Annotated in this window: 16 protein-coding genes and 1 tRNA gene; 4 read left to right on the forward strand and 13 right to left on the reverse strand. The window is 69.4% G+C overall.

Features of this window, described 5'->3' with window-relative positions; genetic code table 11:
- Window positions 1–12: 12 nt before the first annotated feature.
- Complete coding sequence (locus tag R4I43_RS11395) at window positions 13–1,320, forward strand: heparan-alpha-glucosaminide N-acetyltransferase domain-containing protein (protein WP_324265546.1); 1,308 nt, start codon at window positions 13–15, stop codon at window positions 1,318–1,320.
- A 140-nt stretch (window positions 1,321–1,460) separates the two neighbouring features.
- On the opposite strand, the gene R4I43_RS11400 is transcribed toward R4I43_RS11395, so the two are convergent.
- From R4I43_RS11400 to R4I43_RS11425, 6 genes are all read right to left on the reverse strand, one after another.
- Window positions 1,461–2,102 carry a hypothetical protein gene (locus R4I43_RS11400; RefSeq protein WP_324265547.1) on the reverse strand — a complete coding sequence of 214 codons (642 nt, stop codon included), beginning with the start codon at window positions 2,100–2,102 and terminating at the stop codon, window positions 1,461–1,463.
- Window positions 2,095–2,520, reverse strand: a complete 426-nt coding sequence (locus R4I43_RS11405) for an acyl-CoA thioesterase (RefSeq protein ID WP_324265548.1) — start codon at window positions 2,518–2,520, stop codon at window positions 2,095–2,097. The genes R4I43_RS11400 and R4I43_RS11405 overlap by 8 nt, the downstream gene beginning before the upstream one ends.
- A gap of 69 nt (window positions 2,521–2,589) precedes the next feature.
- The gene (locus tag R4I43_RS11410) at window positions 2,590–7,530 is read right to left on the reverse strand and encodes an NAD-glutamate dehydrogenase (RefSeq protein ID WP_324265624.1); all 4,941 of its coding nucleotides are present in this window, start codon (window positions 7,528–7,530) and stop codon (window positions 2,590–2,592) included.
- 142 nt (window positions 7,531–7,672) lie between these two features.
- Window positions 7,673–10,120 (reverse strand): hypothetical protein, encoded by a 2,448-nt coding sequence (locus R4I43_RS11415; RefSeq protein ID WP_324265549.1) that lies wholly within the window; start codon window positions 10,118–10,120, stop codon window positions 7,673–7,675.
- A 107-nt stretch (window positions 10,121–10,227) separates the two neighbouring features.
- Window positions 10,228–11,901: an energy-dependent translational throttle protein EttA gene (gene ettA / locus R4I43_RS11420; protein WP_324265550.1), complete on the reverse strand. Its 1,674-nt coding sequence runs from the start codon at window positions 11,899–11,901 to the stop codon at window positions 10,228–10,230.
- A gap of 77 nt (window positions 11,902–11,978) precedes the next feature.
- On the reverse strand, window positions 11,979–14,012 hold the full coding sequence (locus R4I43_RS11425; protein WP_324265551.1) for a cytochrome c oxidase assembly protein: 2,034 nt from the start codon (window positions 14,010–14,012) through the stop codon (window positions 11,979–11,981).
- A 93-nt stretch (window positions 14,013–14,105) separates the two neighbouring features.
- On the opposite strand from R4I43_RS11425, the gene R4I43_RS11430 reads away from it, so the two are divergent.
- The 3 genes from R4I43_RS11430 (at window position 14,106) to R4I43_RS11440 (ending at window position 15,688) form a co-directional block, all read left to right on the forward strand.
- Window positions 14,106–14,690, forward strand: a complete 585-nt coding sequence (locus R4I43_RS11430; RefSeq protein WP_324265552.1) for a DUF3558 domain-containing protein — start codon at window positions 14,106–14,108, stop codon at window positions 14,688–14,690.
- 132 nt (window positions 14,691–14,822) lie between these two features.
- Window positions 14,823–14,896: transfer RNA gene (locus R4I43_RS11435), tRNA-Arg, on the forward strand.
- Between the two features lie 168 nt (window positions 14,897–15,064).
- Window positions 15,065–15,688, forward strand: coding sequence for a LysE family translocator (locus R4I43_RS11440; protein ID WP_324265553.1), 624 nt, complete (start codon window positions 15,065–15,067; stop codon window positions 15,686–15,688).
- 43 nt (window positions 15,689–15,731) lie between these two features.
- Here the strand turns inward: R4I43_RS11440 and R4I43_RS11445 are convergent, their stop codons facing one another.
- The 7 genes from R4I43_RS11445 to R4I43_RS11475 form a co-directional block, all read right to left on the reverse strand.
- On the reverse strand, window positions 15,732–20,483 hold the full coding sequence (locus tag R4I43_RS11445) for an RHS repeat-associated core domain-containing protein (protein WP_324265554.1): 4,752 nt from the start codon (window positions 20,481–20,483) through the stop codon (window positions 15,732–15,734).
- Between the two features lie 45 nt (window positions 20,484–20,528).
- On the reverse strand, window positions 20,529–21,110 hold the full coding sequence (locus R4I43_RS11450) for a YbaB/EbfC family nucleoid-associated protein (RefSeq protein WP_324265555.1): 582 nt from the start codon (window positions 21,108–21,110) through the stop codon (window positions 20,529–20,531).
- Window positions 21,111–21,166: 56 nt separating this feature from the next.
- A complete protein-coding gene (locus R4I43_RS11455) occupies window positions 21,167–21,700 on the reverse strand; it encodes a type VII secretion target (protein ID WP_324265556.1) in 534 nt (177 codons plus the stop codon).
- 19 nt (window positions 21,701–21,719) lie between these two features.
- Complete coding sequence (locus R4I43_RS11460) at window positions 21,720–22,472, reverse strand: ESX secretion-associated protein EspG (RefSeq protein ID WP_324265557.1); 753 nt, start codon at window positions 22,470–22,472, stop codon at window positions 21,720–21,722.
- On the reverse strand, window positions 22,469–24,031 hold the full coding sequence (locus R4I43_RS11465; RefSeq protein WP_324265558.1) for a PPE domain-containing protein: 1,563 nt from the start codon (window positions 24,029–24,031) through the stop codon (window positions 22,469–22,471). Before R4I43_RS11465 ends, R4I43_RS11460 begins: the two co-directional genes overlap by 4 nt.
- A gap of 24 nt (window positions 24,032–24,055) precedes the next feature.
- Complete coding sequence (locus R4I43_RS11470) at window positions 24,056–24,454, reverse strand: hypothetical protein (protein WP_324265559.1); 399 nt, start codon at window positions 24,452–24,454, stop codon at window positions 24,056–24,058.
- Between the two features lie 119 nt (window positions 24,455–24,573).
- On the reverse strand, window positions 24,574–24,945 hold the full coding sequence (locus R4I43_RS11475; protein ID WP_324265560.1) for a Scr1 family TA system antitoxin-like transcriptional regulator: 372 nt from the start codon (window positions 24,943–24,945) through the stop codon (window positions 24,574–24,576).
- Between the last annotated feature and the right edge of the window lie 64 nt (window positions 24,946–25,009).

Here is a 25,009-nt window from a genome sequence, read left to right on the forward strand (position 1 = left end):
CAGCTGGATGTCATGACTGCTGTTGCGCCCGAACGGAGTTCACCTCGGGCGCGGCCTGCTACCAGCGGCAGGCCCGGTCGTCTGGTGGGCGTGGACGTGGCCCGCTTCGTGGCCGTGTTCGGCATGTTCTGCATCCACTTCGGGGTGCCGTTCGCCTCCGGCTGGCCGGAGGTGTGGGCGGCGCAGTTCTTCAGCGGCCGTTCGACCGCGTTGTTCACGTTCCTGGCCGGGGTGTCGCTGGCGTTGATGACGGGGCGGGCGACGCCGCCGGTCGGCGTGGCGTTGCGCGAGGCGCGGTCGCGGGTGGCGGTGCGCGCGGTGGTGCTGCTGGTGCTCGGGTTGGTGCTGGCGAAGGCCACCGAGGCGACCGGCTTCCTGCTGACGGTGATCATCCCGTTCTACGGCTTGTACTTCCTGCTGGCGGTGCCGTTCCTGGGGTTGCGGGCGCGCGGTCTGGTCGTCGCCGCCGCGGTGAGCGCGGCGGTGGGGCCGCAGCTGTCGTTCGTGCTGCGCGGCTGGATCGCTGCGGACACGCCGATGGCGGGTCTGGTGTCGCTGGTCGACAGCGTCGATCCCGGGCACCTGCTGGCCGAGGAGGGCCTGTTCGACCTGCTGCTGCTCGGCTTCTACCCGGCGGCCTCGTACTTGCCGCTGGTGCTGGCGGGCCTGGCCGTCGGCCGGTTGGACCTGACCTCGACGCGGGTGCGGCTGCGGGTCGGCGTGACCGGCCTGGTGCTGTCGCTGGTCGGCTACCAGGTGTCGTTCCTGCTGGTGCCCGTCGGACCGCCGAGCCCGGTGGAGGGCACGATCCCGGTCGGGCACCCGGAGTGGCTGCTGGCGGCGAACGCGCACAGCGGGACGACCTTCGAGCTGCTGGGCTCGGGCGGGATCGCGCTGGTCGTGCTGGCGATCTGCCTGGAAGCGGCCGACCGGGCGGGCAGGTGGTTGACGCCGCTGGCCAAGGCCGGGTCGATGGCGCTGACGCTGTACGCGGCGCACGCGGTGGCGCTGGCCTGGCAGATCGTGAGCGGTGGCTGGCCGTTGAGCGGGGTGCCGGAGAACCTGGCGCACCTGGCCAGCATGGGTCCGGCGCTGCCGCTCGACGACCCGCACATGCCGTGGTTCCCGCGCGACGGCCACCAGCCGACGGGTGTCGTGGCGCTGGTGAACACCTTCATGCCGGAGGTGTTCCTGATCTTCACCTTCGCCTTCACCTACACCTGGCGCCACTTCTTCCGCAGAGGTCCGCTCGAAGCCCTGGTCAGCGACGTGGTCCGCTGGGCCACGAGCCCCAAGCGACCACGCACCCCCGCGACCTGACGAGACCCGAACCCGGATTACCGCCGGAATCAGACCCCGATTACGGCGGTAATCCGTCCTCACCCGGAAAACCGGTAATCCGCACCCGGAACACCGGCGCAATCGGGGACCGGAGGACTGCGCTGATCCGGGGTGGGGCGTCAGAGGAGGAGCGGGAGGAGGGCGTGGCGGCGGCGGACGACCGCGCCGAAGCGGGAGTCCAGGCGCAGCCAGGAGTCCGTGGCGCTGACTCGGACGATCTCCTCCTCGGCCGGGGCGTTGACCAGGAAGCCCATGCCGGAGAGCACGAACAGGCAGCGCAGCGGGACCTTCACGTCGAGGCCGGAGCCCTGGACGGTGAAGACCTCCTGGTCCAGCAGCGACGCCGGGGGCGTGCCCTTCGGGCCCACGTTCTCCTTGGCGACGTCGATTCCCCGCTCCGCGACCTCCCCGACCAGGCGTGCCGGGAGGTCGTCGACGCGCTTCCAGCCGGTGGCCGGCGGCAGCTCCGAGCGCCACATGAGGTCCTTGGGCGCGCCGGGGTCCATCACGTCACCGCCGGCGACGGTCAGCGTCGCCAGCAGCTCGTTGCCGGAGGTCGTCAGGTCGGCGGGCTCGACGGAGCCCGCCACCGAACGGGTGGACAGGGCGTCGAACGGGGTGGCCGCCCAGACGTCCAACCGATCGGTGCCGGGGCGGTTGCGCATCCGGACCACGGCCTGGGAGTCCAGCCGGACCGCGCGTGCGACGAAGGCGCCCAGGTCTTCGCGCTCGACCCGGTCGGGCATGCGGAGCTCAGCCACGGCTCGGCTCCAGCTGCTCGGCCTGCCACCCGGACAGGAACTCCCGCTCGTCGGCGGTGAGCCGGCGGGGCCGTCCGGCGCGCAGGTCGTAGGGCACCATCAGGGTTTCGGCGGTGCACACGGCTTCCCGCGCGAACGCGGTGTAGTCGATGATGAACGAGGCCGCCTTGAGCTCCCGCACCGACATCCGGACCTGCAACGACTTGGCCGCGTACATCAGCGGCGCGTGGTAGTCGATGACGACGCGAGCGACCACCATGCCTTCGGCCATGCCCAGCAGGCCCTGCTTCTCCGCTTCGGTGAACAGCAGATCGGCCCGTGCCTCCTCCAGCAACGTGATCGTCCTGGCGTGGTTGACGTGGCCGAACGCGTCCATGTCGGACCAGCGCAGGGCTACCTCGGCTACGTACGCGCCCACTGGGCCTTTCCTCTCTGCCGTGTCCGGGGTGGGGGAAGGTTCAGTTGAATCTTCCCCCACCCCGCTGGGTCACCGGACCATGCTGCGGAGCTGGCGCGCCGCCACCGACAACGTGGCCAGGTCGAGCCGCCCGGAGCTGACGATCTGCTCCAGCGACGAGTTGGCCCGCGCCAGTCGCGAGGCGTTCACCGACTCCCACCGGGCGATCTTCTCCTCCGAACCGTCCTCCGGCTCGGAGGTGCGCAGGACGTCCACGGTGATCGCGCGCAGCGATGCGTAGAAATCATCCCGCAGCGCCAGCCTAGCCAGCGCGTGCCACCGGTCGCCGCGTTCCAGCTCGTTGACCGCGATGAGCATCCGCTCCACGTCCAGGTGGGCCCACAGCGCGTAGTACAGCTCGGCGCTCTCGCGCGGGCTGCGCTCGGCACCGATCCCGGCGTCGCGCTCGGCGAGCTCGGCGACCTCCCGGATGTCCAGCAGCGCGTAGGCGTCGAGCAGCACCGCGACCCGCTCGGCCAGCTCCTCGGGCACGCCCGCGGCCACCCAGCGCTGGATCTGCGCGGCGACGCCTTCGGCGGCCCGGCCGCGGATCAGCCCCCGCACGGTCGGCGTCAGCTCGGCCACGACCGGCCGGAACCGGGTGATCTCGGCACCGATAGCCAGCGGCTGCGGCCGGTTGGTCAGGATCCACCTGGCCGCACGGTCGAGCAGGCGCCTGCTCTCCAGCACCATCTCGTCGGCGATCGCACTCGGCACCGACCCGCCCAGCGCGTCGATGTCGGCCCACAGCCGTCGCAGGTCGTAGACGTTGGTGACGACGGCGAACGCCCGCACCGCGTCGGTGGTCGAAGCGCTGAGCTCCTCGGACAGCCGGTAGGCGAAGGAGATGCCCGCGCCGTCGACCATCTCGTTGACCAGCAACGTCGTGATGATCTCGCGGCGCAGCGGGTGCGCGGCGATGGCGTCGCCGTAGCGCTCCTGCAGCGGCTTCGGGAAGTACTCGGGCAGCCGCTGGGCGAAGGCCTCCGCGTCGGGCAGTCCGCTGTCGAGCACGTCGCGCTTCAGCTGGAGCTTGACGTGGGCCATCAGCGTGGCCAGCTCCGGCGAGGTCAGTCCCTCGCCGGACTTCTCCAGGTCGCGGAAGCCCTTCTTGCTCGGCAGCGCCTCCAGCTCGCGGTCCAGGCCCGCGGACTGCTCCAGCGCCGTGACCTGCCGGGCGTGCACCGGCAGCATCGGGCCGGCGTGGGCGCGGGAGACGCCCAGCACCGCGTTCTGCCGGTGGTTGTCGCCCAGCACCAGGTCGCCGACCTCGTCGGTCATCTCGGCGAGCAGCTCGTTGCGCTGCTCACCGGTGAGCCTGCCGTCGGAGACCAGGTGGTCCAGCAGGATCTTGATGTTGACCTCGTGGTCGGAGCAGTCCACACCGGCGGAGTTGTCCAGCGCGTCGGTGTTGACCTTGCCGTCGATGCGGGCGAACTCGATCCGGCCGAGCGAGGTCAGACCGAGGTTGCCGCCTTCGCCGACGACCTTGACCCGCAGGTCGGCGCCGTTGACGCGCACGGCGTCGTTGGCCTTGTCGCCGACCTCGGCGTGGGACTCGACGGCCGACTTGACGTAGGTGCCGATGCCGCCGTTCCACAGCAGGTCGGCCGGGGCCAGCAGGATCCGCTTGATCAGCTCGGCGGGTGCGAGCTTGCGCACCGACTCGTCGATGCCCAGCGCCGCCCGGATCTGCGGGTTCAGCGGGATCGACTTCAGCGACCGCGACCACACGCCGCCGCCTTCGCTGATCTTGCTGCGGTCGTAGTCGTCCCACGTGGAGCGCGGCAGCTCGAACAGCCTGCGCCGCTCGGCGAAGGAGACCGCCGCGTCCGGGTTCGGGTCGATGAACACGTGCATGTGGTTGAACGCGGCCACCAGACGGATGTGCTCGGACAGCAGCATGCCGTTGCCGAACACGTCACCGGCCATGTCGCCGACGCCGACGACCGTGAACTCCTCGTTCTGGGTGTCCACGTCGATCTCGCGGAAGTGCCGCTTGACGCTCTCCCACGCGCCCTTGGCGGTGATCCCCATCGCCTTGTGGTCGTAGCCGACCGAGCCGCCGGAGGCGAAGGCGTCGCCGAGCCAGAAGCCGTAGGACTGCGCCACGTCGTTGGCGATGTCGGAGAAGGTCGCGGTGCCCTTGTCGGCGGCGACGACCAGGTAGGTGTCGTCGCCGTCGTGGCGCACCACGTTCGGCGGCGGGGCGACCTCGCCGCCCGCCAGGTTGTCGGTGAGGTCGAGCAGGCCGGAGATGAACATCCGGTAGCAGGCCACGCCCTCGTCCAGCGAGGCCTTGCGGTCCACCGCCGGGTCGCCGGTGGCCTGCGGCGGGCGCTTGACGACGAAGCCGCCCTTGGCGCCGACCGGCACGATCACCGCGTTCTTGACCGCCTGTGCCTTGACCAGGCCCAGGATCTCGGTGCGGAAGTCCTGCGGGCGGTCCGACCAGCGCAGACCGCCTCGCGCGACGGAACCGAACCGCAGGTGCACGCCCTCCACCCACGGCGAGTACACGAAGATCTCGAACTGCGGCCGGGGTTCGGGCAGGCCGGGGATCTCGCGCGGCTCCAGCTTGAACGCCAGGAACGGCCGGTCCCGCTGGCTGGTGTCGACGAAGTAGTTGGAGCGCAGGGTCGCCCGGATCAGGCTCAGGTAGTTGCGCAGGATCCGATCCGCGTCGAGGCTGGTGACCTCGTCGATCAGGTTGGTGACCGACTCGGTGAGCTCGGCTTCGCGCGCCTTGCGGTCGGCATCGCTGAGCTCGGGGTCGAAGCGGGTCTCGAACAGCCGCACCAGCTCGGTCGTGGTGGTGCGGTGCGCGAGGATCGAGTCCTCGATGTAGTCCTGCGTGTAGGCGATGCCGACCTGGCGCAGGTACTTGGCGTAGGCGCGCAGCACGGCGGCCTGCCGCCAGTTCAGCCCGGCCCGCAGCACCAGCGCGTTGAACCGGTCCACCTCGGCGTCGCCCAGCCACACCGCGCGGAAGGCGTCCTCGAAGCGCTGCCGCAGCGAGTCCAGCAGCTGCGGATCGGTGCTGTCGAGCAGACCGGAGTCCAGCCGCAGACCGAAGTCGTAGATGTAGACCTTCTGGCCGGAGGTCTCCAGGGTGAGCTCGTAGGGCCGTTCGTCGACGACCTCCACGCCCATGCTCTGCAGCACCGGCAGCACCCGGGACAGCGTGACCCGGCCGCCGACGTAGAGCTTGAAGCGGCGCTGGCCGGCGCTGGCGTCGCGCGGCACGTAGAAGGACATGCGCAGGTCGTCGGGGCCGCTCAGCGATTCCAGCCGGCGCAGGTCGCGGAGGCCTTCGGCGGCGCTGAAGTCCTCCTTGTAGGCCTCCGGGAACACCGAGGCGTAGTCCTGCCCGGCCTGGCTGATGGCCTCCGACAGGACGCGGGCCGGTCCGGATTCGGCGCCCCGGCCGGAGCGCTCGGCGTCGAGCTCGGCGACCATCTGGTCGTCCCAGGTGTGGATGGCGTCGTCGAGTCGCCGCTGGATGCGCGCGAGGTTCGGCTCGACCTGGTCCTCGGGATCGGTGTGGACCACGAAATGCACTCGCGCGAGCGTGGATTCGCCCACGCGCGTGCTGTACTCCAGCCCGGCGCCACCGAGTTCGTCGAGCAGCACCTCCTGCATGGCCAGCCGCGAGCTGGTCGTGTACCGGTCGCGCGGCAGGTAGACCAGGCAGGAGAAGAACCGGCCGTAGGAGTCGCGGCGCAGGAACGGCTTGAGCTTGCGGCGCTCGGCCAGCGCCAGCACGCCGGTGATGGTCTCCTGCAGGGTTTCGAAGTCCGTGGAGAACAGCTCGGTGCGCGGGTAGCTCTGGATCTCCTCCAGCATCCGCTGCCCGGAGTAGGACTCCAGCGGGAACCCGGCGCGGTGGATGACCTGCCGCACGCGCCGCTCCACGAACGGGATGTCGAGGACGTCCTCGTGCAGCGCGGTCGTGGTGAACAGGCCGAGGAACCGGTGTTCGCCGGTGACGTCGCCGGACTCGTCGAAGGTCTTGAGACCCACGTAGAACGGGTGGACCGGACGGTGCACTGTGGACGGTGCGCTGGCCTGGGTGAGCACCAGCAGCTCCTTGGACAGCGCGTGCGCCCTGGAGTCCGGGCCGGTGGACAGGCTGCGGGAGGCGACGCTGTCGCTGCGCAGCACGCCGAGCCCGGAGGCCAGCACGGCCTGCAGCGCTTCGCCGTCCTCCTCGACCAGCTCGTAGTGCCGGTAGCCGAGGAAGGTGAAGTGCCCGTCGGCCAGCCAGCGCAGCAGACCAGCACCGTCGGTGACCTGCTCGGACGGCAGCGGTGGCGGGCTCTTCTCCAGCTCGTCGGCCAGCGCGCGGGCGCAGGAGTGCATCCGCTCGGTGTCCTCGACGACCTCGCGCACGTCGTTGAGGACGTCGGCGAGGTCCTTCTTGAGCGCGGCGAGGCGTTCGGGGTCGACGACCTGGCCGACCTCGACGAACATCCAGCTCTCGGCGACGGCACCGGCGGGCGGATCGGACGGGTCGGCCTCGGGCAGGACCTCCAGCAGCTCACCGGCGAGATCGCGCCGCACCACGACGATGGGGTGGATGACGCGCAGCACGTCGGCGTTGTCGCGGCCGAGCTCGGCGATCAGCGAGTCCACCAGGTACGGCATGTCGTCGGTGACCGTCTGCACGACGGTGGCCTGGTTCTGCCAGCCGTGCTCGTCACGCGTCGGGTTGAAGATCTGCACCAGGGGGCGTCCGGCGGCGCGGTTCGCGGCCAGCCGGTGATGCGATCTGAGGGCTCCGACGAGGTCGTTCGGGTCGTCGTCGACGAGCTCTTCGGCCGGAACGTGGCGGTAGTAGGTGCGCAGCAGCTCGTCGAGTTCGGGGGCGAACTCGACGGCTCGTTCCAGCAACCGACGCTTGGCCAGTTCGGGGTTCTCGGACTGCTCGCCGGCGGTTCCGGTCTGCAGCTGTCCGGGATTCGAGGTCATTTCAGGCAGCTCCACGCTTTACGGCACCTCGTTGTGCCAACAGGTTCCACTTTAAGACTGCCAGTTCCCGATCACTGGGTGGGGATCTGGCTTCGGGAGTGGTGGTGAAAACAGACGCAACGAATGATGTCCGAGAGGTTTCTCAGAACAACGGATCAGCTGCCGCACTACCGAATCCGGGTGCGCGGTGCCGGGCCCCGAAGCCCTCGTGTTGATCATCCTCTGTGGACTGGTGTCGGTTGCGTCCGGTCTCGCCGACGGTGTTGTGATCGATGTGTTCCGAATCGCTGTCGCTGTAGCTGTCGCCGTAGCCCGGCTCACCGTAACCGGGTTTGTGGCGACCGCCATAGCCGACGGCGGCGATGCCCTCGCTGACCTGCTGCTTCGCCTCGTCGGTGCGGCCGGCGTTGTAGGCCATCAGCGCGTCGGCGAGCAGGTCGGCCAGGCTCGCGTCCGGGCTCGGTTCCGGCGGCACGGGCTCCTGTTCGGGCTGCGGCTCGGGTTCGGGGACGGCGAAGCGGAAGCTCGGGTCGGTGTCCTCGGCCGACCGCGCCGGAGCTTCGCGGCCCTCGGGCTCCGGACCGGCGGGCTCGGGCTGGAACGCGGCGAGCGGATCGGGATCGGCGTGCCGGGCGCGGCGGCGGGACGGCTTGTGGTCGGCGGGGAGCTTGAGCTCGGCGCGGATCTCGGCCAGCGACTTGCCCTTGGACCGCCGTCCGCCCTGCTCCTCCGGCTCGGCGGGCGGCGGAGGGAGTTCGTCGGCCTCCGGCGGCGGGAAGCCGTGCGGCGGGGTGACGGGTTCGGGGGCGCGCTCGCGGCGACCGTGCGCCTCGGTGATCCGCCGCAGGCTGTCGGCCGCCGCGGCCAGCGGATCACCGCTCCACCGCTGCGCCAGGTCGTCCTCGCCGTCGTCGTCCTCGTACCCAGCGGACTCGTCGTCGGCGGAGTCGCGCTCCGGTTCACCGGCGGGCCACCAGGTACCTGCGGAGCGCTGATCGGCGGGTTCGTCCTCGGGCTCCGGCTGCGCCGGCTCCTCTGCTGAGCCGGCGCCGAACATCTCGCTGGGCGAGGCCGCGTCGAACGCGACCCGAGGCTCCGGCGCCGACCGGTCCGCAGCCGGTGTCTCCTCGACCTGCGCGGGCTCCTCGGTCTCCTTGGCGGCCCGGCTCGTCAGCGCCTCCATCAGCAACCGAGCCGCGTCGTGCGCCTCCGCGTAACTGCCCCGCCTGCCCGCGTCCCGACGACCGTACCTCGACGCGCTCGCGACCTCCGCAGAACGATCCGGAAGCGGGTCGGACTCCACCTCCGGGGCGCGGGAAGCCTCAACTGGAGCCTCCGCCTGCGCATGCGCGGCGGGATCCTGGCCATAAGCACTGGTCACGACGCTGTGGGCCGGCTCGGGCACCGAAATGCGGCTGGGCGACGTTCGAACTGGAACCTCCTCCCCCGACGCGTGCGCGGCAGCGGTGAGCTCCTGGCCATCAGTTCTGGTCACGGCGCTGTGGGCAGCTCCGCGGACTGGCTCGGGAGCGCGGGTGGGCGGCGTTCCCGCTGAAACCTCGACCGCTGGCGCGGGATCGGGCACCGCCGCCACGGTGGGCTTCGCACGGCGGCCGCGAGGCGCTTCGGCTTCCGCCGGGTACGCCGTGAGCAGGTTGACCCGCGCGTTGTGCACCAGCGACCGCCACCGCCGGTCGGCCGAGTAGGCGCCGCGCAGCGCCTGCAGCGCCTCGGCGATCTCCTCCACGCGCTCGTGCGCGCGCGACAGCGCGTTGAGCGCCTCGGCGAGCAGACCGTCGAGCTTGTGCCGCTCGGAGATCGCTGCCGTCTCGGCCAGCACCCGCAGCGCGGCGTCGTGGTCCCCGGCGGGCAGGTGCACGCGGGTGGCCAGCGCCAACCCGAGCCACCCGGTGGGGCCGGCGGAGGCCGCTCGCACGGGCTCGGCCAGCACGGCCTGGCTGGTCTCGACCGCTTCGACGCGATGCCCCTGGTCGAGCAGGGCGTGCACGCGTTCCAGCAGCAGGCGGGTCTGGATCTCGCCGCCTTCGGCCTCCGGATCACTGAGCCGCCGCAGCAGCTCCAGCCCGGTGTCGGTGGCGGCGACGGCCTCGCCGAACTCGCCGAGCCTGCGGTAGTGCCCGGCCCGGGCCCCCCACACGCGCGCCTTGAGCACGCGGGTGCTGTCCTGCGAGTCGTCGCAGTCGGCGTAGAGGCGTTCGGCCTCGTCGAGGACCTGGCTGCGCTCGTAGACGTCCTGCTGCGCGGGCAGGGCGGCGGCCAGGGCGAGGAGCGCGTGCGCGCGGACGGCCGGTTCGATCCGGTCGCGCGCGAGCTCGCGGCGCAGGACGCGGACCGCCACCTCGTGGCTGCCCGCGCTGACCGCGCACCAGCCGAGCTCGATGCGCAGCCTGGTCAGGACCTCGCCGGCGCCGGTGGCCTCGGCGTCGCGCACTGCGGCGAGCGCCCGGCCGGTGGTCGCGACACCGCGTCCCAACCTGTTCGAAGCGAACAGGGCCAGCGCCTCGGCGCGCAACCGCGCACCTCGGTCGCCGGTGCGCCTGGCGAGCGCGACCGCTCTGTCACTGAGCACCAGAGCCAGTTCCGGGACTCTCCACCGCATCTGCCACGCGGGATCGAGCAACCCTTCCACCGAGCTGGGCTCTGCCACAGCGGCCACGCTCGCCAAGGCGCCTCCGTTCAGCCGCGGGTCAACTTGCGATGGGTAACCCGGTGCGGACGGGCGGCGTCGGCGCCCAGCCGCTCGATCTTGTTCTGCTCGTACCCCTCGAAGTTACCTTCGAACCAGAACCACTTGGCGGGGTTCTCGTCATCTCCCTCCCACGCGAGGATGTGGGTGGCGACGCGGTCCAGGAACCAGCGGTCGTGGGAGATGACCACGGCGCAGCCGGGGAACTGCTCGAGCGCGTTCTCCAGCGAGCCCAGGGTCTCGACGTCCAGGTCGTTCGTCGGCTCGTCCAGCAGGATCAGGTTCCCGCCCCGCTTGAGCGTCAGCGCCAGGTTCAGCCGGTTGCGCTCACCACCGGAGAGCACGCCCGCCGGCTTCTGCTGGTCCGGGCCCTTGAAGCCGAACGCGCTGACGTAGGCGCGCGAGGGCATCTCGACCTGGCCGACCTGGATGAAGTCCAGACCGTCCGACACGACCTCCCAGACGTTCTTGTTGGGGTCGATGTTCGCGCGGTTCTGGTCCACATAGGACAGCTTGACGGTGTCGCCGACCTTGACCGTGCCGCTGTCGGGCTCCTCGAGCCCCACGATGGTCTTGAACAGCGTGGTCTTGCCGACGCCGTTCGGGCCGATGACGCCGACGATGCCGTTGCGCGGCAGGCTGAACGACAGGTCGTCGATCAGCAGCTCGTCGAAGCCCTTCTTGAGGTTCTCGACCTCGACCACCGTGTTGCCCAGGCGCGGGCCCGGCGGGATCTGGATCTCCTCGAAGTCGAGCTTGCGGGTCTTCTCCGCCTCGGTGGCCATCTCCTCGTAGCGGGCCAGGCGGGCGCGCGACTTGGTCTGCTTGGCCTTGGCGTTGGAGCGGACCCACTCCAGCTCGTCCTTGAGGCGCTTCTGCAGCTTGGCGTCGCGCTTGCCCTGGACCGCGAGGCGCTCCTGCTTCTTCTCCAGGTAGGTGGAGTAGTTGCCCTCGTACGGGTAGGTGCGACCGCGGTCGAGCTCCAGGATCCAGCCCGCGACGTTGTCCAGGAAGTACCTGTCGTGCGTCACGGCGAGGACGGCGCCCGGGTAGGTGGCCAGGAACTGCTCCAGCCAGAGCACGGATTCGGCGTCGAGGTGGTTCGTGGGCTCGTCGAGCAGCAACAGGTCGGGCTTGCTCAGCAGCAGCTTGCACAGCGCGACGCGGCGTCGCTCACCACCGGAGAGGTGCTTGACCTCGGCGTCCGGCGGCGGGCAGCGCAGGGCGTCCATCGCCTGCTCCAGCTGGGAGTCCAGTTCCCACGCGTCGGCGTGGTCCAGGTCCTCCTGGAGCTTGCCCATCTCCTCCATCAACTCGTCGGAGTAGTCGGTCGCGAGCTGCTCGGCGATCTCGTTGAAGCGGTTGAGCTTCACCTTGATCTCGCCGACGCCCTCCTCGACGTTGCCGAGGACCGTCTTCTCCTCGTTCAACGGGGGTTCCTGCTGCATGATGCCCACGGTGTAACCCGGCGACAGGAACGCTTCACCGTTGTTCGGCTGGTCGAGTCCCGCCATGATGCGGAGCACGGTCGACTTGCCAGCCCCGTTCGGCCCGACGACACCGATCTTGGCGCCCGGGTAGAACTGGATGGTCGCGTTGTCGAGGATGACCTTGTCACCATGCGTCTTGCGCACGTTTTTCATGGTGTAAATGAACTCGGCCATGCCTTGGATCGTAGTTGCGTCCCACCCCAACCCCCGCACGCGGGCCCCCGGAACCCGAACGGGTGAGGGTGCGGTGTTCAGCTGCGCGGCGAGTCCTGTTCGGCCAGGCGTTTGAGCATCTCGTTGTAGGCGGTGAGATCGGCGTCACCGTCCTTGTCCGCCTTGCGGTCGATCCGGCGGGCCTGCCGGTCGTCCGCGCGGGACCACTGGATGAGCAGCGCCAGCATCACCACGACCAGCGGGACCTCACCGGAGGCCCAGGCCAGACCGCCGCCGAGCTGCTGGTCGGCGAGCAGGTCGGTGAACCACGGCAGGTCGAGGCTGCGGTAGAAGTCCCCGCCGATGGGCTTGGCCGACATCATCAGCGCGATGCCGAAGAAGGCGTGGAACGGCATCGAGGCGAACACCATCCCGACCTTGCCGATGGGCGGCAGCTGGCGCGGCGAGGGGTCGATGCCGATCACCGGCCAGTAGAAGACGTAGCCGACCAGTAGGAAGTGGGCGTTCATCGCCAGGTGCGCCCAGTGCTGGTTGAGCGCCAGGTCGAAGAGGCCGGTGAAGTACAGCGCGTAGAACGAACCGACGAACAGCACCAGCGCGACGATCGGGTGGGTGAGCACGCGCGTCAGCGGCGAGTTGATGAAGGCCATCAGCCATTCGCGCGGGCCTGCGGGCTGCCCCTTGCCCGCGGGCTTGAGCACCCGCAGCGCCAGCGACGTCGGCCCGCCCAGCACCAGGAAAACCGGGGCGAGCATGGACAGCAGCATGTGCTGCCCCATGTGCACGCTGAACACGGCCGGCGCGTAGCGGCCGACCCCGGCGGAGGTGGCGATGAGGATGGTCAGGCAGCCGCACAGCCAGGCGGTGGTCCGCCCGACCGGCCACTTGTCGCCGCGGGCCCGCATCCGCAGCACGCCCCACAGGTAGAGACCGGCCAGGACCAGCGCCAACGTGCCGTAGACGAGGTCGAAGCGGAAGTCGTACAGCAGCCGCGCGGCGTCCGGCGGCGCGTCGAGGGTGTAGCCGATGATCAGCTCGGTGCGGCTCGGAACGGTCGCGTAGCCGCCGGGCGGCGGGGTGCGCCCGAGCGCCACGGCGACGCCGAGGGTGGCGAACATGATCAGGACTTCGACGGCGCCGAGCCGCAGCAGCCCGGACGACCCGGCCTCCAGCCGGGAGACGACCTTGCTGCGCTGCAGGTATCCGAAGACGCCGAGCGCCAGCAGGCCGACGATCTTGAGCAGCACCAGCAGCCCGTAGGTGGAGCCGAACAGCTGGTCCGGCGAGACCCGCACCAGCGCGTTGATCACCCCGGACAGGGCCATCGCGACCCAGCTGACCAGGGCGATCGCCGAGAAACGGCGCGCGACCAGCGGCAGGTGCGCCCCACCGCGAGCGGCGTGGGCGATCAGGGCGATCAGCCCGCCAACCCACAGCACGACTCCGACCAGGTGGAACAGCAGGCTGTTGGTGGCGATGTCGTGGGCGCCGCCGCTCGCGGAGTGGCCGGTGGCGATGACCGGCAGCAGCCCGGCCAGGCCGAGCCCGAAGGTCACCACGGTCCAGCCCCACGACAGCACGATCCGGCAGGCCAGCGCGACGAGGAACGCGATCAGCGCGGTCAGCGCCCAGGCCTTGGCCTCTTCGAGCGCGTCGATCAGGCCGAACATGACCTCGGCGCTGAGCACCTCGCCCACCGAGCGGCCGGTGGCGTCGGCGCAGATGAACGGCACCATCAGAGCCGCTCCGACGAACCACACCGATGCGGCCCGGCCGGCGGTGCGCACGGCGGCGTAGCCGTCGGCGAGCAGCGCACCGGAGCGGCTGGCCGGGATGCCGAACGAGGCCAGCAGCAGCGAACCGATGGCCACCACGGAACCGGCCTCGGCGATCACCCGCACCACCGGCAACCCGTACTGGGTGATGGGTCCGGGGTCGGGCAGTCCGAGCAGGGCGTAGTTCGCTCCGGCCGACAGCGTGGTCAGGGCGGCGGCGATCAGCGCCGCGAGCACTCCCGCGGTGACGACGAGGACACCCACGGTGCCGGAAGCACTGCGCCTGGCGCTCTGTTCGGGCCGGGAATTCGGTTCGGCGACGGACTCGGATGCCACATACCGAGCGTAACGGCCGTGGCGTTCGGATCACCGGTCAGGATGGCGCACCTGGGCGTGGTCTCGCGCACGCCACGCCGCTACGGTTACCCCGTGCCGAATGTCCGTTACCGCTTACCGCGGGTGCTCGCGCTGTGCGTTCTGATCGGTGGATCGGCGCTGACCAGCTGCGCGAGCGACGTGGTGGGCCGGCCCATCCCGGCAGCGGGCTTCCAGGAGCACCCCGAGGCGCCGCAGACCCGCTCGGCGATCGCGACACCTCCCCGCATCCCGGCCCCGCGCGGCGAGGTCGGCCCGTGCACCCTGCTCTCCCCCGCCGACCTCGGCCAGGTCGGCGGCGTGGCGGGACCGCCGCACCCCGGCAACCCGGTCCCGGGCGCGTGCGCGCACCTGCTCGGCGGCCAGCCGGACAACACGGCCGCCGCCGGCTTCCACGAGCCGTACCCGGCGATCGCCCAGCGGCAGCCGAGGGGCGTCGAAGTGGACGTGCACGGCTACTCCAGCTGGCTGTACTGCGAACCCGTCACGGGTTACCAGACGTGCACCGCGGCAACGGCGATCAGATCGGACAGATCCCTGCTGACGATGCTGTCGCTCAAGGACGCCTCCGCAGCGGACACCGCCGACCGGCTGTTCGGCCTGACCACCGCCGCGCTGCAGAAACTGCCGCCCGCGTAGCCCGCTTGCCGGTTGTCGAAAAGCTTGCCGTTGTGTACCGGCTCGGCAACGTTGCCGCGTCGTTCGCACACGCGATGCGGCCGACCGCTACCCTCCTTGCTGCACAACGTCGGGCATACCGCCCACCAAACGGCCCCCATAGCTCAGCCGGATAGAGCAAAGGACTTCTAATCCTTAGGTCGCAGGTTCGAGTCCTGCTGGGGGCGCTCACAACCCGCGAAGTTCTCAGTTGGCACAGCCACCTCTCGGAGCGGGCGAGGTTTCAACTGGAACACCCGCCTCTCCTGCCCCCCGGTGCACCCGAGCGCGCGGTGGGATCGCTGCCGCAGCGTGATGCAATGGTTCGCACCTGTTCGGAGATCGCGGGAGACGGCATGACGAGCACAGCTCTGTGGGGGTTCACCGTCGTGGCGGTCCTCGCCGTGATCACACCGGGCCTGGACACGATGCTCGCCCTGCGCCACGCCCTGCTCGGCGGGCGCCGAGCAGGCCTGACCGCGGTCCTCGGGATCACGACCGGCTGCCTCGTCTGGGGAACGGCGAGCATCGTCGGCCTGACGGCGCTGCTCACGGCGTCCGAGCTGGCCTACAACGTCGTGCGCATCCTCGGCGCCGCCTACCTGATCTGGCTCGGCGCGTCCGCGCTGTGGAAGACGTTGCCCCGCAACAGGAAACCGACCACCGAGGACGTTCCTGTCCCGGCCGGGCGTTCCGCGTTCCGCGCAGGCCTGATGACCAACCTCCTCAACCCGAAGGTCGGCGTCTTCTACATGAGCCTGCTGCCCCAGTTCCTCCCCACGGGCCCGACCGCCTCGGCCTGGGGCGCCCTCCTCGTCACCATCCACCTCACGGTCGGCCTGCTCTGGCTGCCCAGCCTCGTCTGGGTGGCCGGGCGAGCCAGAGCCTTCCTGCAGAAGCAACGAGTCCGCCGCTGGCTGGACCGCATCACGGCGACGGTGCTGCTCGGACTGGGCGTGAAGCTGGCCGCCGAGGTCTGAGACACAGCTCCGCCCGGCACCTCGTCAGTACGCGCGGGGCCGCTCACCTCCCACGCGCGATGTTCGCCCACGACTGACCAGACGGCCCACTGGACGGAGGGGGCGCAGACGCCCCGGCCGCGTTTCCTCCCGAAGCAGGCGGAGGAGAGGACAACGGGTTGACATTGCTCTCGCGCGGGAGGAGCCCCGGATTCGTGTACCCGCTGGGCTTGACCCCGAACTGCTGAAGCACGTGATCGCAGCTCGTACACGGTGGGAAATAACGACCTTGCCGAGCGCCATCGCCCACCCCAGCGACACCCACCTGAGAGCCCTGGAGGTCGTTGAGCCGAGCTTGCAGAGCGTTGCCCGTCAGCGGTCGCCCTCGACCGTCGTGCAGCGCCTGGTTGAGCGCATCCATCTCCGCACACCCACCGTGCTGAGCGTTGGGTGCCCGCCGGTTTTGCGGCACGTTCTCGAGTGCTTGCGCGAGGTTGGGGTGGGGACGAGCTGCTCTATCGGGCAAGATCGTCGTACCTGGTTGATCTGAGTTTTGATTCGGACGACGATTGTCCAGCCGCTCGTTCTCCGCGTAATTTCCTCGACCACCACGCCCGCCTTGGAAACGAATATCGTGGTTTCCCCGCCCGCTGAAGCCGTAGAACACCTCGTTGACGTTCCTTCCGTTGGGACGCAGCGCCGCGGCCATCCCTGTCGGGAAGTTGTTCCGCTTCGCCATATCGGCCAGCTCTTCGGCCTCTGATTGCACGCACATGAAGAGGCCGAGTGGGTCGGACATCGTCGTCGGATTCGGCACGTACGATCGCGCGTTCGGCCCGGCGAGCATTCCCAACGGGTCACGAGACAGATACCTCGCGACGGAGGGGTCGTAGTAGCGGTAGAAGTTGTAGTGCAGGCCGGTTTCACCGTCGTAGTACTGACCGGGGAAGCGCAACGGTGTTGTTGCCGTCCCGGCCTGGCGCACGTCCGAACCCCAGACCGTGTTCAGGGCGTGCCACGCCACGTGGCCGTTGGGATCGATGAGCTCCTGCGGCGTCCCCACCAGGTCCGTCACGATGGCGTAGAAGTTCGTGTCCACCCACCCGCGCTGCGCATCGGCGAATGCGCGTTCGACCTGGCAGATCGGAGCGTCTGCTCCCGGCAGTCGATCCCAAGACATCCCGTTGGTCCCGTTGTGAACCTGCTCAACCAGCTCGGTGCCATCCCAGGTGAACTCGATGAGTTCCTTCACCGAAACGCCATCCGCCGCGAGCCGCTGCTTCGCGATGCGCCTGCCCAGCGGATCGTAGAGGTACCGCCACTCGCTGCCGTCCGGCGTGGTCACCGCGACCAGGCGATCATCGGCGTCCCACGAGTAGCGCCAAGACTCAATCTGACCAGCGGATGTGACATGGTGACGCCCGCTCACACGCCCCTCAACGTCGTGGTCGTAGCGCGTCCCACCAGCACGTCGCACCAGCGCACCAACGTATTCCCGGGGGCCGGCGTGCGGTGAACCGCCGGGAATCTCCGCGTGACGAAGATTCCCCGCCGTGTCGTAGGCGTAGCGTTCCTGCCAATTCGGCCCGGAAACCGCGACCACACGACCAGCGGCGTCGAGATCGAAGCGGCGCGTCCCGGCAATCTTGTCGGTCACGCCGACGAGACCGCCCGTCTCGCTGTAACCAAAGGAACGATGTTGCACCGGCTGCCCAGTCGCGCGGTTCACCACCTCCTGCGCGCAAAGCCGATTGCGAAGATCCCATTGGTTCCTGAGAACGAGACCGGGCCCGATGTGACGCTCGATCTCCCGCCCTTGCCGATCGAAGCTGAATTCGATCACGCGCCCTGCGGTCTCCAGCGCAACCGGCCGACCAACCTGGTCGTACTCCCACTTGCTCTCCGCTCCAGACGGGAGTCGGCGCAGAACCCTTCGGCCGAGCTGGTCGTACTCCGAAACCACGGACCGGCCGTTGACCGTCTCGACCATCCGCTTGCCCGCTGGCGTGTGCTCGTAGTCGAAGTGGAGCTCGGCGTGGTCATTGCGTGCGCTTCGCATCCTGCCGATCAGGTCGTATGCGAAATGGGTCGCGGTATCGCCGGAAATGTGTTCAACCAGACGTCCGCGCACGTCGTAGCGGTAGCGCACGGACTGGCCCGCGGCATTGATGCGCTCCACGAGCTGCCCTGCGGCGTCGTACCGGTATCGAGTAACACGACCGTCGAAATCGGTCTCGGCGGTCAGGTTTCCTGCAGCGTCGTAGGTGTAGGTCCAGGTCTGCTGGTGCTCGTTGACCACTCGGACCAGCCGCAACTCCGTGTCGTAGGCGTACCCGATCTGAGAGCCGTTGGCATCGACGATCGACGCCGGTAGGTCGAAGTGCCCGACCTCCGTGCGCACAGATCGCTCCGCGGTCGCGGCCTCGCGGAGGTTGCCCTCGGCATCTCGACGCCAGTGCCAGGTCCTCCCGTCAGGATCGAGGCGAGATCGCAGTGCACCCTCAACGGTCCACGCGTACCGGGTGACGTCGCCGGCCGCGTCGACAACGCTTGTCCTCCGGCCGAATCGGTCGTAGGCGTAACGGGTTACGCCACCAGTGGGGTCTGTCACCGTCAACGGTTGACCATTGACATCGGATTCGATGCGGGTGATGTTGCCCAACGCGTCGGTGATCCTCGCGAGATTGCCCGCTTCGTCATATGAGTACATCGTCCGCCCGCCACCTGGGTCGATCTCGGCGGCCACCCTGCCACGGCTGTCGTACTGCCTCTGCCACACCGCGCCGTCTTCGGTGGTGATCGTGATCGGGCGACGGTCCTCGTCGAAGGTCGTCACGACCTGGCTGCCGTCGGGATGGATGAGTGCGACCACGTTGCCGAGGTCGTCGTAGCGGAACCTGGTGGTGCGACCGAGCGGGTCGGTCCGGGCGATCAGGTTTCCCTGCTCGTCCCACTCCGCTCTGGTGGTGTTCCCCAGAGGGTCGGTGTAACCGACAACGCGCCACCGCTCGTCCAGCTGGAACACGGTGACCTGTCCCAGCGAATCCGTGGTTCGGGTTTGGCGGCGCTCGGTGTCGTACTCGAAGGTGCAGTCGAGGTAACCGTCCTTGCCGGTGCTGCTCACACACCGCCCCTGGGCGTCGAACTCGTACCGGTACCACATGCCGTTTCGGTCGTCCCATCGCACGATGCGTCCGGCGCTGTCGTATTCGAAGCGCAACGGCTGTCCGGACGAGTTGTAGACCTCCGTCAGGTCCCCCCGGGAGTCATAGACGTAGCGGACGAGCTCGACGCCATCCGCTTCGTCGTCGAGCCACAGCGCTCGGACCAGACCGTTCTGACTCCGCACGATGACCTGGTGTCCCGCGGAATGCCGCAATGCTGTTGGTGTGCCGTCGGCATCGCGATCGATGTCCACCCGATTGCCGTTGCCATCCATCACTGTGCGCAGCGGGAGGTCACCGGTGCCCGTCGCAGCGAAGTGCCACACCTGGTCCAGCTCGTGGTTCGCGATGACAAACCCACCATCACCGGCGCGGTGGAGAGGCCACCGCGGTCCGGACACCGGAAACACCGGGCCCTCATCACCCGGCATCGGGTAGGACAGGAAGGTGCCGTCGTCCACGGCGAAGTGGATCCCATCGGACGCCACCTCGAGCCGCTGGTCCACTGTGGAGGCCCACGCCGCACCGAAATGGCGTCCTTGCCGGTACCCCGACACGTGCGTGCGCGACAGGACCAGCGGCAACACACCCGTCAGCGAAACGTCGTGTTGCCGCAAGAGCATCCGGCCAGTGGCGACATCAACCGGATCTCCAGAGGTGGACTGGTGCTTCGCCGGGTTGCTGTTCTTGTGCGGATCGGGATTGTCGTCCCTGATCGATCGGGTTCCCCCGCGAGAACCTCGGGTCGAGGCGGAGTTGGTCGAGGCAGCACCGTCGCCCTTGCCGCCATCGTCCCTGGTTCCCTCGGGCTTGCCGCTATCTCCGCCCTGGCCGCCCCTCGACTTGTCGTCCGCGCTCTGCGCGTTCGTCGACGCCGGGCCGTCGTTCTTGCCGTTGTCCTTCTTGATCTGGTCGAGGGCCTTCTTGGTCTCGCCGAAGCTGTCGCCGAGCTTCTTCAGCAGCGGCGACAAGGCCTTCATGGCCTTGACGAGCTTGGTGGTGATGTCGGCGATCTTGGCCGCGACCTTGGCGACCTCGGCGACGACCTGGGGCACCACCCACGCCATCGCGATGCCCAGCGTGCAGACCACCTGCAACGCCCAGCTGATCAGGTGCCCGACCAGCTCGGCGATGATGTCGCGCACCAACGACCGCACCGCGCCCACGACCTCGCCCGCGGTGCCGATGCCCTCCGCTGCTCCGTCGGCCGCGGACTTGGCCGCGGCGATCAGGTTCGCGGTGTCCTCGCTGCGCTTGCGGTAGGCGTCGCCCGCCTCACCCAGCCAGCTGGCCGTGTCGGCCTTGACCAGGTCCTTCATCTCGGTGTTGATGGCTTCGAGCTCGGCCGAGACGTTCTTCCACGTCTCCGAATGAGCCTTGATCTGGTCCGGGTCACCGGTCAGCGAATCCAGGGCGTCCGACACCGGTCCGACGTGCTCGATCAACCAACCGACGCCGGCTGAGAAGATCGCGCCGAACGGGTCCAGCGCCATGCCCAGCGCGTCCAGGCCGGTGCCGACCGAGCCCATGACCCCTGCGGCCCAATCACCGGACTCGATCGCCTTCTTCGTCTCGTCGACCGATTCCAGGATCGGCACACCGCTGAACGACTTCGTCGAATCCTCGCGCTGGGCCACCAACGGATTCGTCACCACAACCCCCAGAATCAGCTGAGAAAAGTCAGGACAGGAAACAGATCAGTCGCGCAGCGGGTCGAAGTCCGGGCCGAAGTCGTCGTCGTCCTCGAAGCGGGGCCGCTTCGGCTGAGCCGGAGGCGGCGTCGGCGCTGCCGGGGCGGCGGGCGGGGCCGGGGTTTCGTCCTCCTCGGCCGGGCCGTCCCACTTCGACGAGGTCTCCTCCTCGACCTCGTCCTCCGGCTGCTCCGGGAACCTCTCTCGCAGGTTGTCCAGCATCATCGAGCGCGTCTGCTGGTCCTCGTCGCCCAGCGTCGCCTGCATCGTCTCGCCGACCTTGCTGGCGATGTCGGCCTGCGCGCGGTGCATCGTCGACAGGACCTGGGCGGCGAGCTCGTTCGGCGCCATCGAGCGGACCTTGTCGGTGAACTCCAGGTCCGTGACGCTGCCGTCGGCGCGCACGGTGACCTTGATGCGACCGTCAGGGCTGCTGGCCGACAGCCTCAGCTGCTCGGTCTGCGCCTGAACTTCCTGGTAGCGCTGCGCCTTTTCGGCGAAGCCCTGCGCCCACTGCTGGATGCGACGTTGCGCCTCGTCGGGGTCGGCCCCGGCGACGGCGAATCCTCCCGAGCTCTGGCCCGTCATCGCACAAACCTCCGTTGAATACTCGAAGTCCTCGGTGTTCGGTGTGAATCAGCCGGCTAAGCCGACGTGCCGCGCTCGGTCGGCCGCAGCGGTTCCGCGCGCAGATCGCCCTGCATCGCAGGAGAAGCCGCGTGGTGCTGCGGCGAAAGCCCCTGGTGCTGCGGTTCTGCGACCGGCGTTTCCAGATGCCGCGACTCCGCCACCGGAGCCCCCTGGTGCTGAGCTCCGCCGCTGTCGACGGGAGGCACGCCGTGCAACGCCACGGCCGCGCGGTTCACCTTGACCGCCTCGTCGAACGGCTTGAGGGAGTCGGCGTTCGCGTCGTCGGTGTCCTGGTAGTCCTTGGCCGTCGACCGCACGTTCTCGGCGGTGACGGTGACACCTTCCTTGGCTGCCTTGAGCGCGTTGAGCCCGTCCTCTTCCATCGGGTTGACGATGGGCGGCAGGAACGAGCACAGCAGCCCGTAGGCCTCGTCGGACATGCTCACGCTCTCGGCCGCCGAGATCGCGGTGTCCAAGCGGTCGGTGAGGCCTTGCAGGTGGCTGGCGTGCGCGGTCAGATCCTCGGCCTGGACCTTGAACGACGTCATGGCTTCCTCCTTGGGTTCGTCAGGCCACCGAGGCCACGACGTCGGCGAGGCGGTGTTCGATCTTCTTGTTGTCCGCCGGGGCGATGCTGAGCCAGGAACCCCGGCTGACCATGAGGTAGCGGCCCTGGTGGGTGTCGAACCAGGTCACGAGGGTTGTGGCCCGGCGGGTTCCGCGTGAAACACCGAACTGACCGCCTGCTCGCCGGTTGTTGGCGAGCTCGAGCACGGTCGACGTTTCCAGTGGCGAGAGCCCTGCCTTGACCAGGGCGACGTCCTCGTCGACGTCTCCGCCGAAGGGATCGTCGTCGTCCTCGGCGAGGGCCTTGGCGAGCGCGTCGGCGGGCACCGAGATGGCCCGCTGCTGCCCGGGTTCGCTCGGCGGGAGAACGCCGACAGCGGACAGGGCCAGCGCGGTGGGGCGGATCTCGGTCAACCGCAGCTCGTCCCCGACCATCTCCGCGAGCACGCCGCTGCGTCGAGCGACGGCTGCGAGGGCGCGAATCGGCTGGTCACGATGGCCGATCACGTCCACCGAGGTGTCGTGCTCCACCAGCAGCCTCAGCAGGTCCGCCAGTCGCGGGTCGAGTTCGCGATCCACGGCGAGTCCTCGGCGGGCCAGCGCGCGGAAGGTCTCGGCGGTGAGTTCCGCGCGCTCCTCCATCGTGGCGCCGAGGCTCGGGACCTCCAGCGGGTACGGGATCCTGCCGAGCCCGAGCGAGGACCAGACCAGGTCGAATTCGGCCGCGGCGAGCACGAAGTCCGGATTCGTCATCCTTGGTTCTTCTTCCCCTTCTTGCCCTCGCCGATGACCGGCGGCGGGAGGTCCTTGCCCGGAACCTCGACGACGGGACCGCCCTCGACGTACTTGGCCTTGCGCTCGTCGTCCTGACTTCCCTGGCCACCGCGGTTGCCCATCGCACCGCCGCCCATCATTCCGCCGGCGCCACCCATCGCGGACTGGCCGGAAGCCGCCGCACCGCTGCCCGGGGCCTGGCCGGATCCCCCGTGGTCACCGCTGGGAGCACCGGTGCCGGTCGAGCCTCCGGGCGCGATGCTGCCTCCGGCCGCACCACCGCTGGGCGGCATCGGCGGCACGGCACCCGCTCCGCTGGAAGATCCTCCGCCGGCCGCGTTCGTCCGCCCGATCGGCGGAACGTCCCCGCCAGGACCGGAGGTGTTCGGGATCGGAGGGATCTTCCCTCCCCAATTCCGGTTTCCGCCGCGGTTGTTCGGCCCACCCGGACGACCCGCCCCGGGCCCGTAGGAGCCTCCGTCCGGCCCCTGGACCGGCCGCATCTTCCGGGTCTTCTCCTGCTGACCGTCGCCGCCGTGGAGCGGGTTCGCGCCTTGCGCCGTGGTGCTGTTCGGCTTGTGGTCCTCCAGCGACGGCGGTTTCTGCGCCGGTCCGCTGCTGGCGGGCTTCACCGGATTCGCCCGTACCGTGGGCGAATCCGCCGAGCTCGGCCCGGTGAGCTTCGGGACCTGCATCTTCTTCGTCGGCGCGTTGGCCCCGGCCGGTCCAGTTTGCGCCGCCAGCGGCGCGACGTCGGGTCCGGCCCCGGCGGGACCGGTCTGCGCGGCCAGCGGCGGGGCCGACGGCTGCTGACCGACCGGTGCGGAAGCGGGCCGGGTCATCTTCTGGGTGGCTTCGGCACCCGCTGCGGCGGACTGCGCCTGGGTCGTCCCGCCGCCAGGCGGGTTCCCGGCGGTCTCGCCAGCTGGCGCCGTTCGGACCGTCTCGCGGGGTTTGAGCTCCTCGACGGGGTCCGGTGGCGGCGTGAAGCGCGGGGTGTCGCCGTCGACGTCGCGGGACGACTCCTCCATCCGCGTCATCACCCGCACGGCCTGCTCGTGCGCGCTGGAGGAACGTTCCTGGTTGGCGTGCAGGTCGTCCATCGCCTTGGCGAACGACTCCAGGTCGCCGCTGGCGAAGGTCGTGGCGGCGCGAGCGTGGAGGTTCTCCGCGCCCTTGACCGGCTCGGGCATCTCGGCCTTCGCGGTCTCCATGATCCGGCCTTGCTCGGCTACGCGGTCGGCCAGCGCACCAGCGGATTCCCCGGAATCACGGCTCCAGTCGGCCAGCTTCTGGATCGCCTTCCGCGCCGCGTCAGCGGCTTCCCCCTGCCAGCCGGCTTCGGTGGCGCGGAGCTGTTCGGACATCCGGTCCGCGGCCTCGGCCATCTCGCGGCCGAGCTTGGTCCACTCCTCGGCGAGCTGTCCCACCCGCCCGGGATCGTTGGCGATGTGCACCGCGTCGTAGAGCTCGCGGTGGCTGCGCGACGCCCAGTTCTGCGTTTCCACCAACGCGAGGTCGGGCGATTCCTGAGGCATGTCTCTCCTCGACTGCGACGCCGGTCAGATGAGCTTCTGGAAGGAGTCCGCGACGCGCTGGTCGGTCTCCCGGTAGGTGCGCATCGCGCCCTCGACCGCGTCCCGCGCGTCGACCAGGACTTCCCGGTAGCGGGTCAGCACCGACACCAGGGAGTTCTCGCCGCCGTCGGCTCGGTTCGCGAACTTCTGGGCCATCGCCGTGCCCACCGGGTTCTCGCCCAACGGCGCCTGGCGCGCGAGGTTCCGCGCCTGGGAGAGCCAGGAGTCGACCGCGGTCAAGCGCTCGTCGAGGGCGGAGCGGATCGCTTCGCCGGCGTCCGGGTCCAGCTTCAGGTCCAGCGACTCCACGGCGTCGCCCATCGCCGCCACGGAAGCCGTCGAGTCGGCGAGCGACTGAGCGGCCTGGTCGTCAGGCTTTGTCATCGATCCCCCAGACGAAAACAAGGAAGGCGGCCCTCGTCGACGGCACGCGTCGTCAAGATCCGCATGGCACAACACTAACGACGCGCGACGAAGCGCCGGGTTGCCCATCGGCATCGTGATCAGTTGTTTACCTGCAACGGAGAAATGTGAGATCCGCAACGCAACCATGCCGCTGCGGCACGAATTCTGACGCCCCCTCCCGACAAAATCCACAATGGACGAAAAGGGAGAAATGGTGCGCCTGCTCCTGATGAGCGGCGTGCGGGCGCGTTTCCGGTGGGGATTCGAGCATCGAGAAGATTCCGGACGACGAAGCGCGCAACCCCACGGCGAACGGCAAAGCGCTCGCCCATCTCGAGCAGGTGCCCGAACTGCTTTTCGGCGATCCCGTCGGTCTTCGCGCAGCGATGCGAGGCCGCTTCCGAAATCGAATCCGTCAAATGCAGCGGCCGCTCCTCGAATAGCCGTTCCTGCCTCGTCGTGCTCACCATTCCGCAGACCAGGCACGGCGTCACCGCTCCCGACGCCGCGAATCGGGACGCTCGACCCCTCGCC

The sequence above is a fragment of the Saccharopolyspora mangrovi genome (assembly GCF_035320975.1).
Taxonomy (GTDB): domain Bacteria; phylum Actinomycetota; class Actinomycetes; order Mycobacteriales; family Pseudonocardiaceae; genus Saccharopolyspora; species Saccharopolyspora mangrovi.